10 protein-coding genes are annotated in these 17,795 nt (G+C 63.5%); 3 read left to right on the forward strand and 7 right to left on the reverse strand.

The annotated features are described in order from the left end of the window. Nucleotides 1-44 precede the first annotated feature (44 nt). The gene (locus STHERM_RS10055; RefSeq protein ID WP_013314786.1) at nucleotides 45-539 is read left to right on the forward strand and encodes a PaaI family thioesterase; all 495 of its coding nucleotides are present in this window, start codon (nucleotides 45-47) and stop codon (nucleotides 537-539) included. On the opposite strand, the gene STHERM_RS11360 is transcribed toward STHERM_RS10055, so the two are convergent. Continuing rightward, nucleotides 523-1,236 carry a Crp/Fnr family transcriptional regulator gene (locus STHERM_RS11360; RefSeq protein ID WP_052295681.1) on the reverse strand — a complete coding sequence of 238 codons (714 nt, stop codon included), beginning with the start codon at nucleotides 1,234-1,236 and terminating at the stop codon, nucleotides 523-525. The two genes, STHERM_RS10055 and STHERM_RS11360, sit on opposite strands and share 17 nt — an antisense overlap. Nucleotides 1,237-1,337: 101 nt before the next feature. Between STHERM_RS11360 and STHERM_RS10065 the strand changes: the two genes are divergently transcribed. Together STHERM_RS10065 and hcp are read left to right on the forward strand one after the other, a co-directional pair. Beyond that, nucleotides 1,338-2,171 carry an ATP-binding protein gene (locus STHERM_RS10065; protein ID WP_013314788.1) on the forward strand — a complete coding sequence of 278 codons (834 nt, stop codon included), beginning with the start codon at nucleotides 1,338-1,340 and terminating at the stop codon, nucleotides 2,169-2,171. 36 nt (nucleotides 2,172-2,207) lie between these two features. Beyond that, on the forward strand, nucleotides 2,208-3,866 hold the full coding sequence (gene hcp / locus STHERM_RS10070) for a hydroxylamine reductase (protein ID WP_041623595.1): 1,659 nt from the start codon (nucleotides 2,208-2,210) through the stop codon (nucleotides 3,864-3,866). 113 nt (nucleotides 3,867-3,979) lie between these two features. Here hcp and STHERM_RS11925 read toward each other — a convergent pair whose 3' ends face one another. The 6 genes from STHERM_RS11925 to STHERM_RS11970 all read right to left on the reverse strand — a co-directional run bounded on the left by STHERM_RS11925 (nucleotide 3,980) and on the right by STHERM_RS11970 (nucleotide 17,788). Then, complete coding sequence (locus tag STHERM_RS11925; RefSeq protein WP_158304557.1) at nucleotides 3,980-4,120, reverse strand: hypothetical protein; 141 nt, start codon at nucleotides 4,118-4,120, stop codon at nucleotides 3,980-3,982. 10 nt (nucleotides 4,121-4,130) lie between these two features. Beyond that, a complete protein-coding gene (locus STHERM_RS10075) occupies nucleotides 4,131-4,589 on the reverse strand; it encodes a hypothetical protein (RefSeq protein WP_052295682.1) in 459 nt (152 codons plus the stop codon). 542 nt (nucleotides 4,590-5,131) lie between these two features. Continuing rightward, nucleotides 5,132-5,647 carry a hypothetical protein gene (locus tag STHERM_RS11930; RefSeq protein WP_013314792.1) on the reverse strand — a complete coding sequence of 172 codons (516 nt, stop codon included), beginning with the start codon at nucleotides 5,645-5,647 and terminating at the stop codon, nucleotides 5,132-5,134. Then, a complete protein-coding gene (locus STHERM_RS10090) occupies nucleotides 5,563-5,826 on the reverse strand; it encodes a hypothetical protein (RefSeq protein WP_148223910.1) in 264 nt (87 codons plus the stop codon). Before STHERM_RS10090 ends, STHERM_RS11930 begins: the two co-directional genes overlap by 85 nt. A gap of 138 nt (nucleotides 5,827-5,964) precedes the next feature. After that, on the reverse strand, nucleotides 5,965-7,116 hold the full coding sequence (locus STHERM_RS10095) for an RCC1 domain-containing protein (RefSeq protein WP_148223911.1): 1,152 nt from the start codon (nucleotides 7,114-7,116) through the stop codon (nucleotides 5,965-5,967). A gap of 25 nt (nucleotides 7,117-7,141) precedes the next feature. Beyond that, complete coding sequence (locus tag STHERM_RS11970; protein ID WP_041623606.1) at nucleotides 7,142-17,788, reverse strand: hypothetical protein; 10,647 nt, start codon at nucleotides 17,786-17,788, stop codon at nucleotides 7,142-7,144. Between the last annotated feature and the right edge of the window lie 7 nt (nucleotides 17,789-17,795).

The raw sequence follows: 17,795 nt of genomic DNA on the forward strand, positions 1-17,795 counted from the left end.
AGGGTGCAATTCCAGATACCATGAGAAAATCCAGGAGGTTCCATATGGGAGATCGTATCAGAAATCCGTATGTGGGGATAGAGGGGTACCGGTGCTTCGGGTGTGCTCCCCATAATCCGGTGGGGCTCAGGATGTCGTTCGAGGTGGAGGGGGAGGAGGTGGTGTGCAGGTGGGAGCCGCGGGAGGAGTTGCAGGGCTACTATCGGGTGCTCCACGGCGGGATCCAGGCGACGCTCCTCGACGAGGCGGGGAGCTGGGTGGTCTTCGCCCTGGTGGGGACCTCCGGAACCACACAGGAGCTCCAGGTCTCCTACGAGCGGCCGGTCTACGTGGACAGGGGGGCCCTCACGGTGCGGGCGCGTCTCGTGCGCATGGAGGGCCACCTGGCCCATGTGGAGGGGGTGATCGAGGACGGGGAGGGACGGGTGTGCGCGAGGGGGCGGATGGTCTACTTCACGGTGCCCGAACACATCGCGAGGCGCCGGTTCTTCTACCCGGGGAGGGAGGCCTTCCTGGAGGGGGCTACCGGCGATCGGTGAGGATGCGGGTGAGGGCCCCGCGGTCGAGGATGCGCACGCGCCTCCCGGTCTTCTCGACGAGGCCTTCCCGGCGGAACCGGGAGAAGAGTCGGGAGAGCGAGGGGCGCGTGGTGCCGAGGTAGGTGGCGAGGTGCCCCACGGTGGAAGGGAGGGTCACGGCGCCGTCGGGATCGGCGGGGAGGGAGAGGAGGTAGCGGGCGAGGCGCTCCCGGAGGGAGAGGAGAGTGAGGAAGGAGAGGCGGCGGGAAAGGGCGAGGAGCTTGTCGGAGACGTCGGCGAGGAAGGAGGAGAGGAGGGCCGGATAGTGGCGGAAGAGCAGCAGGAGGTCGTCCTTCCGGAAGATCGCGGCCTTCCCCGAGGTGAGGGCGCGGACCTGCACGGGGAGCCGGGGGTCGGGGGCGAAGAGCACGGCAGGGGCGAGGACCGATGGTGCGTCGAAGCGCTCCACGGTGATGGTCCTGCCCTCGGGGTCGACGATCTCCCCTGCGCAGGAGCCTTCCAGGATGACCCAGAGCGCGGTGTAGGGTTCCTCCTGGAGGAGGAGGATCTGATGACGGCGGAAGGGGTGGAGGGTGGGGAGGGCGCGCGTGAAGGCGGTGCGGGCTTCCTGGGGGGAGAGGGGGGAGAAGAGGGTGACCTGGAGGAGGCGGCGGAGGAGGGGGGGGAGGGGGGCTGCGCTATCCTTCCTGGCGTTCATGATAAAAATATAACACATTTTCTCAAGAAATGTAACAATCGTTACATACATGTGCGCTCCTCCTGTGTAGACTCGAGGCAGCACGATACCGGGAGGAGATCATGAAGCGGACGATCATCACTATAGACGAGGACCTGTGTACCGGATGCGGGGAGTGCATCCCCAATTGTCCGGAAGGGGCGCTCCAGATCATCGACGGAAAGGCGCGGCTCATAAGCGACCTGTTCTGCGATGGGCTGGGGGCCTGCATCGGCCACTGCCCGGTGGGGGCCATCAGCTTCGAGGAACGTGAGGCCGAGCCCTACGACGAGCGGGCCGTCATCGCGAACATCGTGAGGCAGGGCCCGGAGGTGATCCGTGCCCACCTCGCCCACCTCGCGGAACACGGCGAGGAGGAGCACCTCTCCGAGGCGATTGCCTACCTCAAAGAGCACCACATCCCGGTGCCGGAGTACAGGCCCACCGCACCCCATGCCTTTACGGGGTGTCCCTCGAGCGTGGCGCGCACCATCGAGCGGCCGGAGGCGCCGTCCCCGGTCTCCACCCCCTCCGCCCTCTCCCAGTGGCCCATCCAGCTCCACCTCGTCCACCCGGAGGCCCCCTTCTTCAGGGAGGCGCACCTCCTCGTCGCGGCCGACTGCACGGCCTTCGCCCTCGGGGGGTTCCACGCCCAGCTCCTCGCAGGGAGAAAGCTCCTCATCGCCTGTCCCAAGCTCGACGAAGGCCAGGACGTCTACCTCGAGAAGCTCTCCCACCTCTTCGCACATGCCCGTCCCGCGAGCATCACGGTGGCGATCATGGAGGTTCCCTGCTGCAGGGGGCTCCTCTACCTCGTGGAAGAGGCGCTGAAGCGGGCGGGGACCGAGGTGCCCCTTTCCCTCGCCGTCGTGAGCATAGACGGCGAACTCATATCCAGAGAGGAGATCGCCCTCTGATCTTCCCCTACACCACAACCTACAGGAGGATGCAGCATGAGTATGTTCTGCTTCCAGTGTCAGGAGGCTGCCCGCGGCACAGGATGCGAGATCCGCGGGGTGTGCGGTAAAACCGGGGAGGTATCCAACCTGCAGGATACCCTCGTCCACGTGCTCAAAGGCCTCGCCTTCTACCACCGCACGGCCATGGAGGCCGGCATCGACGACCGGGAGGCCGAGCGGATCATCATCGAGGGACTCTTCACCACGGTCACCAACGTGAACTTCGATCCCGATGACTTCGTGAGGAGGATCCAGGAGGCGCTCCAGGTGCGCGAATCCCTCAGGAAGAGGCTCCACGAGGCCGGGGTTCAGATGAAGGAGCCCGACTTCGCCCGATGGCACGAGGGAGGCCCCGCCGACTGGAAACGGGAGGGGTACAAGCTGGGGCCACGGCGCACCGAAGATCCGGACGTACGGTCGCTCAAGGAGCTCCTCCTCTACGGTCTCAAAGGCATGGCGGCCTACACACACCATGCCGCAGTCCTCGGCTACAGGGACGAGCGGATCATCTCCTTCATCGATGAGGCGCTCATCGCCACAGAAGATACCACGCGCTCTGCCGGGGAACTCATCGATCTGGTCATGGAGTGCGGCCGCACAGGCGTGCTCGCCATGGAGCTTCTCGACAAGGCCAACACCTCCACCTACGGGAATCCCGAGGTGAGCACCGTGAACCTGGGGGTGAGGAACAGGCCGGGAATCCTGGTGAGCGGACACGACCTCAAGGATCTCGAGGACCTCCTCGAACAGACGAAGGATGCGGGTATCGACATCTACACCCACGGTGAGATGCTCCCCGCCCACTACTATCCTTTCTTCAAGAAGTATCCGCATTTCGCCGGCAACTACGGAAACGCATGGTGGAAGCAGGTGGAGGAATTCGAGGCATTCGGCGGGCCCATCCTCATGACCACCAACTGCCTCGTGCCGCCTCCTGCGAACGCATCCTACCTTTCCAGGCTCTACACCACCGGTCCGGTGCGGTACCCCGGCGCGCACCACATCCCGGAGAGAACACCGGGGGCCCGAAAGGACTTCTCCCGCCTCATCGAACACGCAAAGACCTGTCCGCCTCCTGCTCAGCTGGAGGAAGGCACCATCGTGGGAGGCTTTGCCCACCACCAGGTAGCGGCAGTGGCGGAGAAGGTCCTCGAGGCGATAAAGGCCGGCAAGATCACCCGGTTCGTCGTGATGGCAGGCTGTGACGGCCGATTCCCCTCGCGTGCGTACTACACCGAGTTCGCCCAGCGCCTCCCCCGGGACACCGTGATCCTCACCGCAGGGTGCGCTAAATATCGATACCACAAGCTCCCGCTGGGAGAGATCGACGGGATACCACGGATCCTCGACGCGGGACAGTGCAACGACAGCTACTCGCTCATCAAGACCGCCCTCACCCTCAAGGAGGCCCTGGGTGTCGCATCGGTGAACGATCTCCCCATCGTCTACAATATCGCCTGGTACGAGCAGAAGGCGGTCATCGTCCTCCTCGCCCTCCTTGCCCTGGGGGTGAAGCGGATCCACCTCGGTCCCACCCTCCCCGCCTTTCTCTCCGAGGGGGTGCGCGACGTCCTCATCAGAGAGTTCGAAATCGGGACCATCGACACGGTGGGCGATGATCTCGACCGGATGCTCGCTGCTGCAATGGCCTAGAGGATGAGCCCTCATTATCCAAGAGGAGGAGGTGGGGCCCCCCTCACCTCCTCCTCGATCTCAAATGATCACACGCACCCCGTCCTCCCACACCGTCTCCGCCAACTTTCCCCTTACTTCTTCTTCCTCTTCTCCCACTCCTCAACCTCCTTTGCAGGCTCCCAGTCATCATATTCCTCAGGATCAAAGGGACTCACCCGCTCAAGAAATATCCCCGTTACGCACGTGTCGTCCCACCTCGTCCCCTTGTACACCTCCCTGATCTCAACACTCCACCTCCTTCGCCAGCCGCGGGAGCTTCACCACGTGAAACCTCACCACATCAGGAAACTCCACCTCTACCTCAAACGGCTCACCCCCATCCACCGACCGGATCACCGCCCGCTTCACCCGGTTGTTCATCTTGTACAGGTGCGGACGCAAAGGATCCACAAACCCGTTCAGCACCACCAGCGTGTTCGTCCCCTCACCCTTCCCCTCTACCTCCCACAACACCCCACCGGGCACCACCCGCCTCCCCTTCACCGTCACCCTGATCTTCTCCCCTATCCCAGGCCACTCCACCCCCTCCACCCACGGCTCGATACTCGCACTATTGAACACGCGGGAATTCGCCTCTCTCCCAGGGCCAAATATGAAAATAAAGAGCTCCCGCATCTTCTCTCCTGTGTATCGGATCGTCCTCCCCCTCACCGTCTCCACCAGATACGAAAAAGGCTCCACAGACGCAATCCCCGTCTCCTCGTATATACTCCACCATAATATCTCTAGGTGTTCCTCCCTCATCTTCCTAAACGTCTCTTTATCCTACCCATACCGCATCGATCGGCTTCGAAATACACATGTCCGACCACCCAGACGGCTCCACAATGTGATACACAAACCACCCCCCTCCCCATATCAACATGTACCGACGCCCGTTCACCCTCACATACAGATATCCATCATCACCTTCCTCCACCATCTCCTCGTAGATCCACCAACTCCCTCCATCCTTAAACGCCCCCCAATCCTCAAAATAGAGTCTCCCTCCTGCCTCTCCTACAAAACAGAGCGGGAAATACATGGAAAACCCCACTCCTACTCCCACCTCGTGCCCTTGGACCACACCCACCATCCATAGCCCACAGACCATCCATACCCACATCCGCTTCATCGTTCCCTCCTTACTCCTGTGTCCATAGTGGTGGATACTCACTATAGCTCCAGTACCTGCCAAAGAGATCATACAGCTTCAGAAACGTCTCGTAGCCGTCCTTAAGCCCTCACTCATCATACACCGTCCCCTTGATGGCCTGAAGCACATCAGGAGGAGGCATGATGCATCCATCACTCCCTGACCACACCTCCGTCCTCCTGTCAGTGTAGTACGCAGTGTGGAAATTCCACGCCGCATCCTCCTCATCGTCGTACCCACTCCACGCGATGATGTCCCCATCCATCACCACCGCATCGTGGAGTATCCCTACACTCTCAAAAGTCATTCCTGTGCCTTTGAAATTCTCTATTTTGTTATACCCCAGCCTCCACCACACATCGCTCACAATCGTATTCCCCTGCACCGTGCCAAACACAGGATGCTCGTACGACTGGTTCCGTATCGTCCCATCAGCCCCATCCTTCCACAAAGAGTCCACACTCTGGACCGGTGAGAACTGGCGACGATCCAGCTCTTCTCCCTCTATACTCTGCTTTATCAATACCACTTCATCCAGCCCGAGATTCCTCCCCTTATGGAAGTTAGAAAAATAGCTCGCTCCCTGCCGGAACACTCCTCCCACACCACAAACCGCTCCTGAATGATCCCTCTCTCATCTACTCTCAACGCAAGCATCTTATCCCCCACCTTCCACCCCAACTCCTCCTCCACATTGATCGCTACCGCCCCCGCTCCCGCATCACCACTCCGTTCCCATATCCTCTTCTCCTCATTCCACGAAAACCCCAGCCCCTTGAGCACCGCCTCCCCTCCAAGCCGCAACAGCTGCTCCTCACTCACCCACCCAGGAAGTTACCCCGTTCGGTAGATCGCCACCACCCCCGCATCGTCCACCTCCAACACATCCTTCAATGTCTGCGCATCGTAGTGCCTCGCATCCTACTCCCCTTCCACTCCCTCAATCCCCAACTGCCCATACCCATTCTCCCCTATCCCCCATAAGCTCCCATCCTCCTTCAGCACAAACGCGTACAGCTCCCCTGTCTCAACCGCCTTCACCCCCTCCATCACCTTCACCCATGGATACTCAGGATCCCGTTCCCTCCCCACCTTCCCAAGCACCGTTTCCTCCGGCACCCACACACTCCCATCCTCCTTCAACGCAAGCGTCACAGCGTATCCAGAACTCACCTCCTTCACTCCCTCAAATACCTTTGTCCACCTCCACACATAATCCTCGCTCCTCACATAGTCCTTCTCCTTCACCCTCAACCCCACTTGCCCTACCCGGTTGTCTCCCGCACCCCACAAGCTCCCATCCTCCTTGATCACAAACGAGTGCCACTTCCCCGCCCCCACCGCCTTCGCACCCTCCATCACCTTCGTCCACTCCTCTCTCCACCTCCTCTCCCCCACCCCAAGCTGCCCCGCAAAGTTAGTCCCCACCACCCACACACTCCCATCCGCCTTCAACGCCAGCGCGTGAGACTCCCCTGTCGCCACGTCCACCACCCCCTCCATCACCTTCTTCCACCCCATCCCCTCCTTCCAATTCATCGCAGGCTCCACTCCAAAGTCCGTATCCTCTTCCCATCCCCCTACCCACAGACTCCCATCCTCCTTGATCACAAACGAGTGCATCGCACACGCTGCGATCTTCACCACCCCCTCCGCCACCTTCACCCACTCCATCCTCACCCACTTCTCCCTGTCCCATCTGTCCTCCTCCACAAGCCCAAGCTGCCCATACGTGTTCGACCCTATCCCCCACACAGTCCCATCCCCCTTCAACACCAGAATGTGACCTCCGCCCATGGCTACGTCCTCCACCCCACCCCACTCCCGTATCTTCACCCACTTCCGTAACTCCTCCTCCCCCTCCCTCCTCATCAGCCGCTTCGCCAACCGCCCCACCCCCCACAAGCTCCCATCCTCCTTCAGCACCACCGAACTGATCCAATCAGCCGCCACCTCCCTCACCCCCTCCATCACCTTCACCCACTCCCCCACCCACTCCCTCTTCCACTCGTCCCCACTCACCACTCCCACCCCCACCAGCATCATCATCACGAACACCACTGCTCTCTTCATCTTCATGCCTCCTCTCTTAAGTATTTCAGTAATAGTACGCATACGGCGCATGGCTCCTCCCGTACTCCAACGGATCAAACCCAAACTCGATCACCCTCAGCTCCTCCAACCCATACCCTCCCCCTGTCCACCCTATCCACGGCTCGCCTACCCCCCCATCCGGAAAGAGCACGTTAAAGTGATAAGTATCAGAGTCTTCATTTTTCCACTTCTTAATCACAGGAAGCCATGTCTTCCCGTTCTCCCACACCAGGGAGGGATCGGTAAGGTATGCTCCTCCGGGGGATGTATACCCCTCATACGTGAGCCACGTGATCCCATCCTCTCGAAGTACCACCGGTACGAACTTATTAGGCGAGGCATTACCCTTCTCATCTATCCCCCCGTTCCCAGGCCGCAGGATCCTCGAAAGCTCATCAAAGCTGTACCCCGCCTCTGCAGGATCCAGCAGCCTCACCAGCTGGTCCGTCACCCACAACTCGGATACCGCATTGCACAGGCTCGGCCGCGGAAACCCATACACCGCCTCCAACACCTGCTGGTCGTGCCACCACTCCTCCGGCACCGCCTCCCCCTTCACCCCCGCATACCTCCCCAGCACCTCCTCCCCTATGTACCCTCCCAACGCACCCTCCCCCCCGTTCACCTGCTCCAGTACCCACAGGTACCCTCCCTTCAACGCACCCATCAGCGCATCCACCCCTATCTCCTTCCCTCGATTCACCTCGGTAAGCGTCTCCCACACCGGTATCCCATAGAGCTCATGCAACGTCACCTCCCCTGTCCACCGCCGCTCCTCTATCTCCTCCGCCCCGTCGTGCAGCATCCCTCCCCCTATCATCACCTTCTGCACCAGCTCCTTCTGCTCATGCGAAAACGCTCCATACCCACCTCCACTCGTCATCCCAAACAGGATGTTCAACAGCCCCGTCTCCACTCCCCTCGCCCCCACCGTACCCTCCCGGATCCGCCTCGTGTCATATCGTCGCTCCACCACCTCATCCGTGAGCACCACCTTCCCGTCCCTCCACGTCACGTACTTCACGTCCCCATCCCCCACCTCCACCTTCAGCCATCCCTCGCCATCATTCACCATCGTCCCGTCACGCTTCAACAGCCAGTAGTCCCCTCTCCACTCGTACTGGCTCGCATACCCCATGAGCCGCAGCACATCACCCTCCAGGTAGGCCTCCGCCTCCTCCTTCATCCGCCCCTCGAGCGCCCCCTCCCCATACTGGGAGAGCACCAATCCCCCCATCCGCATGTGCGCAAGCGCAGCCCGCAGCGTCTCCTCCTGCTGCGCTTCCGCACTCCCCACCACCCCGTCTCGGTGCGCCTCGTGCGCGAGCACCACCCCAAACCCAAGCCCCTCCACCTTCCCCTTCGCCACCTTGATCACACGCACCCCGTCCTCCCACACCGTCTCCGCCACCTCCCCCTCCCCTACCCCCTCCACATACTCGATCACCGCCCTCCCTGCAATCACATCCTCGTACAACCGCCTCCCTTCCTCATCCCCCGCACTCCAGTTCATCCGCATCCCCACCGCCTCATCCCCAAAGTGCCCGCTCCCCCAAATCCGCAGGTTCTGCCGCCACACCTCAAGCCCCCTCACCGCCTGCGCCACACGACCCCACCCTACGTTCACTCCCCCACTCCCTATCTGCCCGTACACCCCACCCCTCCCTATGTGCACCTCGAACAGCCCCATGTGCACCTCCCTCTTCTTCCCATCATCCCCTTCCACACTGAGCCCCGTCAGGTCGTAGAAGTCAAGCACGTTGAACACCATCTCCCCTCCCATCGCGTACCTCGTCAGGTTCCCCGCAAGACCTCCCACGATCCCATGAAGCTGACTGCTCCACGTCCTCCACTTCCTACCACGCCCATCGTCCAATACCCCGTACGTCCCAAGATCGAGAAGCCCCACCGTCGCGGTCTGTACCACTCCCGCCGCATACCCTATGAGCGCATCCTTGCCTACCACGCTCTCCTTGAAGGCCTCTGCGTTCCACCTCAGACCCCCCTCCCCCAGCTCCACCGCATTGATCGCCCCTACGGCTGCGTTCGTCACCACCTCCTGGTGTACGTTCAGCACGGTCGTGCCCACCACCCTCCCCAACCCTGTCGTCTGTGTCGCCAGGGTCTCCCCAAGACCCCCGTAGACTGCCCCTATCCCCGCACTCACCCCGGTGCTCACCACCTTCTTCCCCAGCCCCAGCAGCACCTGGCCCGCGTCCTTGCCCGCACCTATGTCCGCCACCGCAAACACCACGTCGTCCAGAAGCCCCAACACCATCCCCCCTCCAGGCATGAGCGCGTTCGCCACTATGCTCACCCCAAGGTCCACCACCGCACGCAGGTTCGGCGCCTTGATCCACGTCCCCCGGTCGTCCCACAGTTTCTTGTCCCACCACGGCGCACGCGCCTCCGCCTCCCCTTTCGCCTCCAGCATCTTGTGCATGCTGAACCACCCCATGATCCGCCCCATCTCCCCGGCCCCGGGAAGCCGCACGTTCTTCTCCCACTCCCCTACCCCCACCCCAAGGTCCACCTCCTCCCCGCTCTTCATCACCGGCGCATACCCCACGTACTCGTTGAACTCCCCATCACGTATCTCCAGCACCCGCCAGCTCCCGTCCGCATCCCCATCTTCCACCAGCTCCTGGTACGCTTCGTACGCCCCTTCGTCCACCTCCTCCTCCACCACCTCACGGTGCACCACCATCGTCCACGGTGACCCCGCTGCCATACCACCACCCATCAGCAGCCCCCACCACGGCCGTCCACCCTGCTCCCGCCACTCCTCCTCTGCCTGCTTCACGTACCGCACCGCCCCCGTCCCGAAGATCCGCTCCTGCTCCCCTTTCAGCACGTCCATCATCTGCCGCACGTACACCTGCACCGCACCCGCCCCCACACGCCCATCTCCGTCCGCATCCACTCCTCCCCCCTCCACCATCTGCTCAAACTCCGCCACGATGTCCTTCACCTCGGTCCGGTACGGCCGGTAGTCCTCCACCCGGTGCCACTCGTACAGGTCCTCCCACAACGTAGACCCTATCAGGGTCTTCTTCACCCACTTCCTCCCCTCCTTCCGAAATCCCTCACTCAGGAACATCCGCTCGATCCCTTCCCCCACCTGCTCGTTCGCCTTCTCCACCTGCTCCTCAAGCTGCGCCTTCGCCTCCTCAAGCTGCTCCTTCGCCTGCTCGTACGCAAGGGTCGCAAGGTGTTCCTCGAGCCCTTCGTACTTCTCCTCCACATACCTCGCCACCAGCTCCATCACCTCCCCCGAGCTGTACTCGTCGGCTACGTGCGCCCACACCACCAGCGCCTCCTCCCCACTCCGCTCCGTCCACCGCTGCCCCAGCTCCACCAGGCCCGCAAGGTACTCCCGGTCGATGATGGTCCCATACAGCTCCTCCCGTACCTCCTCCACCCCGGTCGGAAGCCCTATGTCGGCCACCACGAACGAGAGCACCGCCGCTATCGCCTCCTCCGCACGCTCACCAAGGGCCATGCACACCGCCTCGCTCTCCGCCTGCACCACCTTCCTCCCCGCATCCTCCACCCACTCCTTCTGCGCCTCCACAAAGGCAAGATAGTGCCGGTCCCACTCCTCCCGCTTCTCCTCATACGCCGCTTCGTAGGCCTCCTCCCACTCCCGTTGCGCCGCCTTCACCATCGCCGCCCCCTTCCTGAAGGCCATCATCCCTCGACTCACGATCGCCTCCATCTGCTTCTCCCCCACCTTCCGCTCCTCCTCCACCCCTCGCACCAGCTGGCCCCACTGCTCACCCCATACCTCCATGAACCCTCCCATCCGCGCCTGCTCTATCACACCCCCCACTTCACCAAGGGCCCCCAACACCACTCGGTGCACCTCGCCCCCCATGCCCGCCACCTCGTCCCGCAGCTCCCGGTACAGCGCCGCCTCACGAAGCAGCGCCACCTTCTCCTGCCCCTTCCCCATACCCCTCACCCTCTCCTTCGCCTCCTCCCACGCCTCCCTCACCACAGCCTCCCGCCGCATCGCTCCCACGATCCCTACCACCTCGGCCTCCTTCCCCGCCCGAATCTCTCGCCGCTCCTCGTCGTCCCCTCCCGCCTTCTGTCCCTCCTCCCACTGCTCAATCGCCTCCCTCAACCACCGCGGCGCACCCTCCTTCCACCCCTCCACCTTCTCCTCAAAGGCCTCCCGCTCCTCTTCCGTCCGCTCTACCTCCCCTCCCGCCCGCTCCCACTCAAGGTATGCCTTGAGAAGATACCCCTCCCGCATCCCCAACACCCCCTCCTTCGCCTCAAGATAGCTCCGCACCGCCTCCATCACGGCCTGGCCTTCAGCCCCTTCCTCCACCACCTCGAGGAGCTCAAGGTCTTCGTACGCCACATCACCTCCCCCCGCCACGTACGCTCGCCACGCCTCCCCTACCTCACCCCACTCCGCCGCCTCATCCCCGGCAACAGATCCCACCGCCTGCCGATACGCCACCTTCGCCTCCCCCACCTCGGCCTCCCAGAAGCTCCGAAGCCTCCCCACGAGCGAGGTGTCCGCCTCCCAGTCATCAGGGGTTCCCTCCAACAGGACCGAGACAAGGTCCCCACACCAACTCTCATCCTTCACCTCCACACCCACAAGCTCCCCCATCGCCTCCACATCGTCCCGATACTCGTCCATCTCCCACAGGGCCTCCAGGACCGCCTCGAGCCCCTCCGCTCCAGAGAGCGCCCCCGCCCGCGCAACCCATCCCTCGTACTCCTTATCCGCCGTGACAATCGCTTCAAGCGCATCCCTCAATCCAGCCACCGAATCGGTGAACCACTGCTCACCTCTCCTCTCCTTCTCTTCAAAACCCGCTCTGATCTCATCTCCCCCCTTCTTCCCTCCAGGATACTCCACATGTCCGTATGTTTCCCACTGTTTATACCCTTCCAGATCAAGCTCTCCGCTGTAAAGCACAAGTGCCTTGAACACCCAATACCACTCCTCCTCGTGAACTCTCTCGTAGGCATCCCTGAGATCCTCTGCCAGACCTCGCGCATCTCCATAACGCTCCGCCTTCTTCTCGTGGAAGCCCGAACCAAAGACCTCCTTCATCTCCTCCCATACCTCACTATAGGCCTCATAATAGGGCTTGAGCATCTCCACTTGTCTTTTCGTCTCCTCATACTCGCTTTCCCAGCCCGTAGGGTTCATGCTCTGGTATTCACTGTTATACTTCAGACTCCGAAGCTTCGCCACCGCCTGCTCGTATGCTCCAGGGGTATACTCCCAGAACAACTCCCATGTCCCTCCTTCCACCCTCCCAGCAAGCTCCTCCCACACCACCGCTCGTATATACCCCCTCACGTCCTTCACTCCCACCCCTCTCCCCACATACCACGAGGCCCACCGTCGCAACGTCTCCTCATATTCTGAGAACATCTCCCCAGCCTCCACCTCCGTAGCAAGCCGCTTCTTCTCCTCTTCCGTCAGCCCCACATGTCCAAACCCCTTCCCCTCCGCCCCACCTGCGTTCACATCCCGTATCTGTATCTCTGCAAGGGCCTTCTTCAGCGCCCGCTCAGCCTCGGCCCGCTTCGCCCTCACGTAGGTAGAGGCATCCTCCACCAGCTCGGCAAGCCGTACCGCCGCCACCTGCATCCTGAAGGCTTCCTCATACCTCTCCCACTCCTCCTCCACCACATCCTGCTCCCGCTGCCCCTCAAGACCCTCCCGCAGCGCCGATGCCACCTCCCCCGCACGCGCCTCCATCCCCTTCGCATACGCCAGCCGGTCGTCGGGATCTACCAGCCCGTACAGGTCTGCCGCACCTTCATCCCCACTCGCCACCCCCTCCTCAAGATACCGGCTCTCCGCATACTCCACCACCGCCTTCGCCTTCCTCAACGCCCACTTCGCCTCCTCAAGCGCCTCATACGCCGCCTTCGCCCCCTCATACGCCTTCTCATAGTCCTCTACCGCAGCCACATACCCCGTCACCGCAGCCTCCCACGCCGCCTTCGCATCCCTCACCTCCGCCTCAGCTCCCTCCATCGCCTCCTCATACGAGGCCTTCTTCGCTGCCACCTCAGGATCGTCCTCCACAATCGCCCCGCCCTCTCCCGCAAGAAAACACACCTCCCCCTTCGCCCGCAGATCCTCCACCACCGCACGCTCCTCTCCCCTCATCCCCAGATACGTCCCCTGCGCCTCCTCTTCGGCTACCACGTACCCCGACCCCTCCCCCACCAGCTCCTCATACCCGGTAAGCCCCTCCCGTTCCCCTCTCCTCACCTCCTCCACCTCTCCCTTCACCGCCTCCCAGTAGGCCCCTCCTATCCCGTCACCCTGCGCCCTCGCCGCCTCATACGCCCACACCCCCTCCCGATACGCCCACGCCGCCTCCGCCACCACCCCACAGTCCGCATCCGCGGTGTACCCAAGCCCCTCCCCAGGCTCGCTCAGATCCTCGCCGAGCGGATCCGGGGTCACGTCGTACGCCTCATCCTCCTCCCCTCCCTCAGGGGTCTCCCCAGGATCGTCGTCCACAAGGGCTTCCACCAGATACTGCCGCAGGTTCCCTTCCTCCGCCGCCGCCTCAAGCTTCCTCACCACCTCCACCCACCTCTCCCCCTCCCTCAGCCGGTCCCTCCCCTCCTCACACCGCACCTTAAGACCCTCCACCGCCCTTCCTTTCTCACGCTCGTACGCCACCTCCACCCGCTTCCCCACCACCTCCTCCACCTCCCCCTCACTCCTCGCATACCACAGCCCCACCTCACCGGGCCACACCCCCTCCTCCCACCACACCTCAGCCGCCGCAACCTCCTCCTCCCCAAACCCCAGCCCACTAAGATACGTCCCAAGCGCACCGTCAGCCCCAGGCACGTACCCCCGTACCGCATCGATAAGCGCCGCCACACGTACCCCTCCCTCCCCTACCTCATCCACCGCTCCCTTATACGCTCCCTCCACCTCAGTCCACCGACGCCCCCGCACCACCACCTCCCTCAGAAGATAGTACGCCCCATACCCCCCCTTCCGGTACACCTCGTACCACCCCTCCTCCCCCGCCACCTCATCACCCACCCCCCACGCCTCCGCGACCTTATCCTCCCACCTACTCCACCCCTCCACCGCGGTACACAGGTCCCACACCGCCTTCCCACACGCCGCCTCCCACAAGGCCTCATGCCCCGTCCCCCACGCCGGTACCGCCTCCTCCACCTCACCTACCACCTCCTCCCACCGATCCGCAAGAAAGCCCGCTACGTCGTACGTCCCGCTCTCCTTCTCGTAGTAGGCTCCCTTCACATCCTCCCACTCATCCACTACCTCTCCTATCGCCTCATCAATCACCTCATTCCCCGTCGCATATTTTTCAACCGACTCCTCCCCGTCCCACCCCTCAAGCCGTAGAAGCGCAGCCATACGCCCTACCTCATCCGCCACACCCCTCACCCACTCCTCAAGCGACTCCTCGTTCGTGAACAGCCACCGAAGGTCCCCCTTCGCCTCCTCAACCTCCCCCTCCTGCTCCTCCATCGCTTCCTCGATCTTCTCCCGCCACCCCTCCCACACCCCCTCCACGTACGCCCGCGCCTCCTCGTCAACTACCGCCGTCTCCTCATCCACCCACGCATCCCACCCGCCTGCCGCACGTACCTCCCCCGCAAGGTACGCGTACACCTCTTCCGGGACCGCCTCCTCACCCCACAGATAGGCCGCCCGTACCCCCTCCCCTACCCCCTCATCCACCACCTCCTCATACCGCTCCCATAGCTCCTCCACCTCCCCCCGCAATGCCTCAACCGCAGCCTCCCCCTCAACCCGCTCATCCCCCTCCCCATACACCGGCTCCTCTCCCGCATCACCTCCCCGCATCCTCGCCTCGTACGCCACCGCATACCGCTCATACCCCTCAAGCCACTCCCTAAGCCCCTCCTCCTCATACCCAGGAAGCTCCCCCGCCACCTCCTCCACTACCGCTCGCAGCTTCCCAAGGTGCACCGCAAGCCCTTCCTCCGCCCACGGCACCTCCCCTCCCTCCCACTCACCCCACAGCTCCTCCACCCTCTTCCACCTCCCCTCCTCTCCGTGCCATAGCCCCTCCTCCTCACCCACTTCCCTCACCTTCGCCCTCGCCGCATCCCACACTCCCCCCTCCCCTCCCCACGCCTCCACTTCCTCCCTCACCCCCTCCCACCGCGCAGCCGCACGCCACACCCCCTTCGCCTCCGCAACCTCTCCCACATGCAGCAGCAACAGGTCCTCCCCCCCCTCCCCCTCAAGGATGCTCCCCCCTCGCCGATACCGCTCCCACTTCGCCCACTCGCTCAGCTCCCCTCGATCCCCTCCTTCCCCTCGATATATCGCCAAGAGGTCCTCCACCTTCGCCACGTGCGCTTCGAGGTCTTCCATGAAGGCATCCCTCTCATACTTCCCCGTCTCCTCGTCCCGGTACCCCTCCTTCTCCTCCTCCCAGTACCGCCTCGCCCACTCCCCAAGCCACGCCTCTACCCCCTCACACGCCTCCTCAAAGGCATCCTCCGGCCCCTTCCCCCCTCCAACAGCCGCCCGGTAGGCCCCCACCAGCCCCCCAAGCAGCTCCGCTTCCGCCTCAAGCCGTGCCTCCCAGTACGCCCTCTCGGCCTCCTCCACCCCCGGTACTACCTCCCCACCTGCGTCCCCACCCTCCACCGCCACCCGCAGAAGCGCTCCCACCACCTCCTTCTCACCCTCCCGCTCCCTCTCCCACATCTCCCTCACCGCTGCAACCCCCTCCATCGCAGCAGCGATCTTCCCCTTCTCCTCATCGGTCACTTCCCCATCCGCCACCGCCTCGTCACATGCATCCCACCACCTCCCCACCGCCGCCTCAAGCATCTCCCACTCCCCACTCCCCCGCTCCATGCCCCACCCCACCCCTACCTCGTCCACCCACTCCCACGCCGGCTTCCCCACCACTCCCTCTACGTCCCCCTTCCCTACCTCCTCCACTTTCTCCACTTTCTTCCCAAACGGATCCCACACCACCTCCCCCTCACACCCCTCATACGCACCCACAAGCCGCTCCAGCACCCCGTGCACCCCCTTCCACTTCTCCCACCACCACCTCTCCGCCGCCGCCTCATAGTACGCATCACCCGCTTCCTTCACCCCTTTCCCCTCCACCAGCCCACGCAGCTCGAGCAACCGTCTATACCCGGCCCGAAACCGCTCACGCTGCCACGCCACATCCTTTACCTCAAGCGTCGCCAAAAACTCCTCATACGCCTTCACCACCCCCTCAAGCTCACGCCGCGCCTCCTCGTACGCCGCCTTCTTCCCCCCTACCTCAGCCCCCGCCTCGGCCCGCGCCGCCTTCGCCTCCACCAACACCCGCTCCGCCACCCGGTACGCCTCCAGCGCCTCCTCATACCCCGCCTTCGCCGCATCGTACGCCGCCCGCGTCTCGGCCTCTCGCTCAGCTCCCCCTCCCCCCACCTCCTCCGCATACGCACACACCGCCTCCCATACCTCCACCTCCCGCGCCCACCACGCCTCCTCCAGCTCCGCCTTCACCACCTCCCGCTCCCACCGCGAAAGATACACGTCCTCCCACCGATCCACCGCATCCTCACCCCATACCTCGGCCCCCACCTCGTCCACCCCCACCGCCTCCCCATACACCTCCTCAAGCCCCCTCCTCCCCTCCTCCTCATACCCCGCACACATCTCCCACTTCCCCAACCACCACCCCGCCTCCGCAAGGGCTCTGCTCCCTCCCTCGAGCACATCCCTCGCTCCGGCATACTTATGCGCCTCCGGAAGACCCCCCACCCACTCCCCAAAGGCCTCGTATACCTCCACCACCACCTCCCACCGCTCCACCTCCCTCAGCCGCCCCTCAAGCGCCCTCTCTATGTCCGCCCTCACCCCCTCCCTCGCCCCCTCCCCATACCGCCCAACCCCCCACTCCTCTACCCCAGCCCACACCCCAGCAGCACCCGCCTCCCCTCTCACCGCCTCCCACACCTCACCCAACGGAAGCGTGCTCCATGGCATCTTCACCAACTCCCCCTTCCACCTCTTATACCCCTCCTCCATCGCCCCCTTCATCGCCTCCACCCCCTCCTCCACCACCCGCACCTTCTCCTCACTCACCCCCAGCCGCTCCATCCACCACTCCCAGTTCTCCCTCGCCATCTCCCTCATCGCCACCGCATCTCCCACCAGCCCCACCAGCTGCCCCACCCGATCACTATACGCCTCAGCCCGCTCCCCTACCTCCTCCTCCATCCTCGCCCGCACCTCCCTCTCCAGCTCCTCAAGCTCACCCCACCGCTCACCCCACTTCGCTTCCCCCTCCTCCCTCACCCGCTCCACCTCCTTCACCCACCGCTCCCGCTCCGCATACAGCTCCTCCCACACCGCCTCCCACTCCTCCTCCCCCTCCTCCCACCGCTCCCCTGCCTCTCGCTCCCACGCCATCCGCCTCCTCAACAACTCACCCTCCGCCTCCTCCCACCTCATAAGACCCTTCTCAAACGCCTCCTCAAACCGCTCCTTCCACCCCTCACTCCCCCCTCCCCCCACCAGCGCCGCCCGCACCCCCTCTATCGCACCCCATACCTCCTCCTTCGCCTCCTCTATAAGCCCCCTCGCCACCTCCTCCCCTCGCTCCCCCTCCCGCTTCCCCCGCAACGACGCC

Source organism: Spirochaeta thermophila DSM 6192 (assembly GCF_000147075.1).
GTDB lineage: Bacteria > Spirochaetota > Spirochaetia > Winmispirales > Winmispiraceae > Winmispira > Winmispira thermophila_A.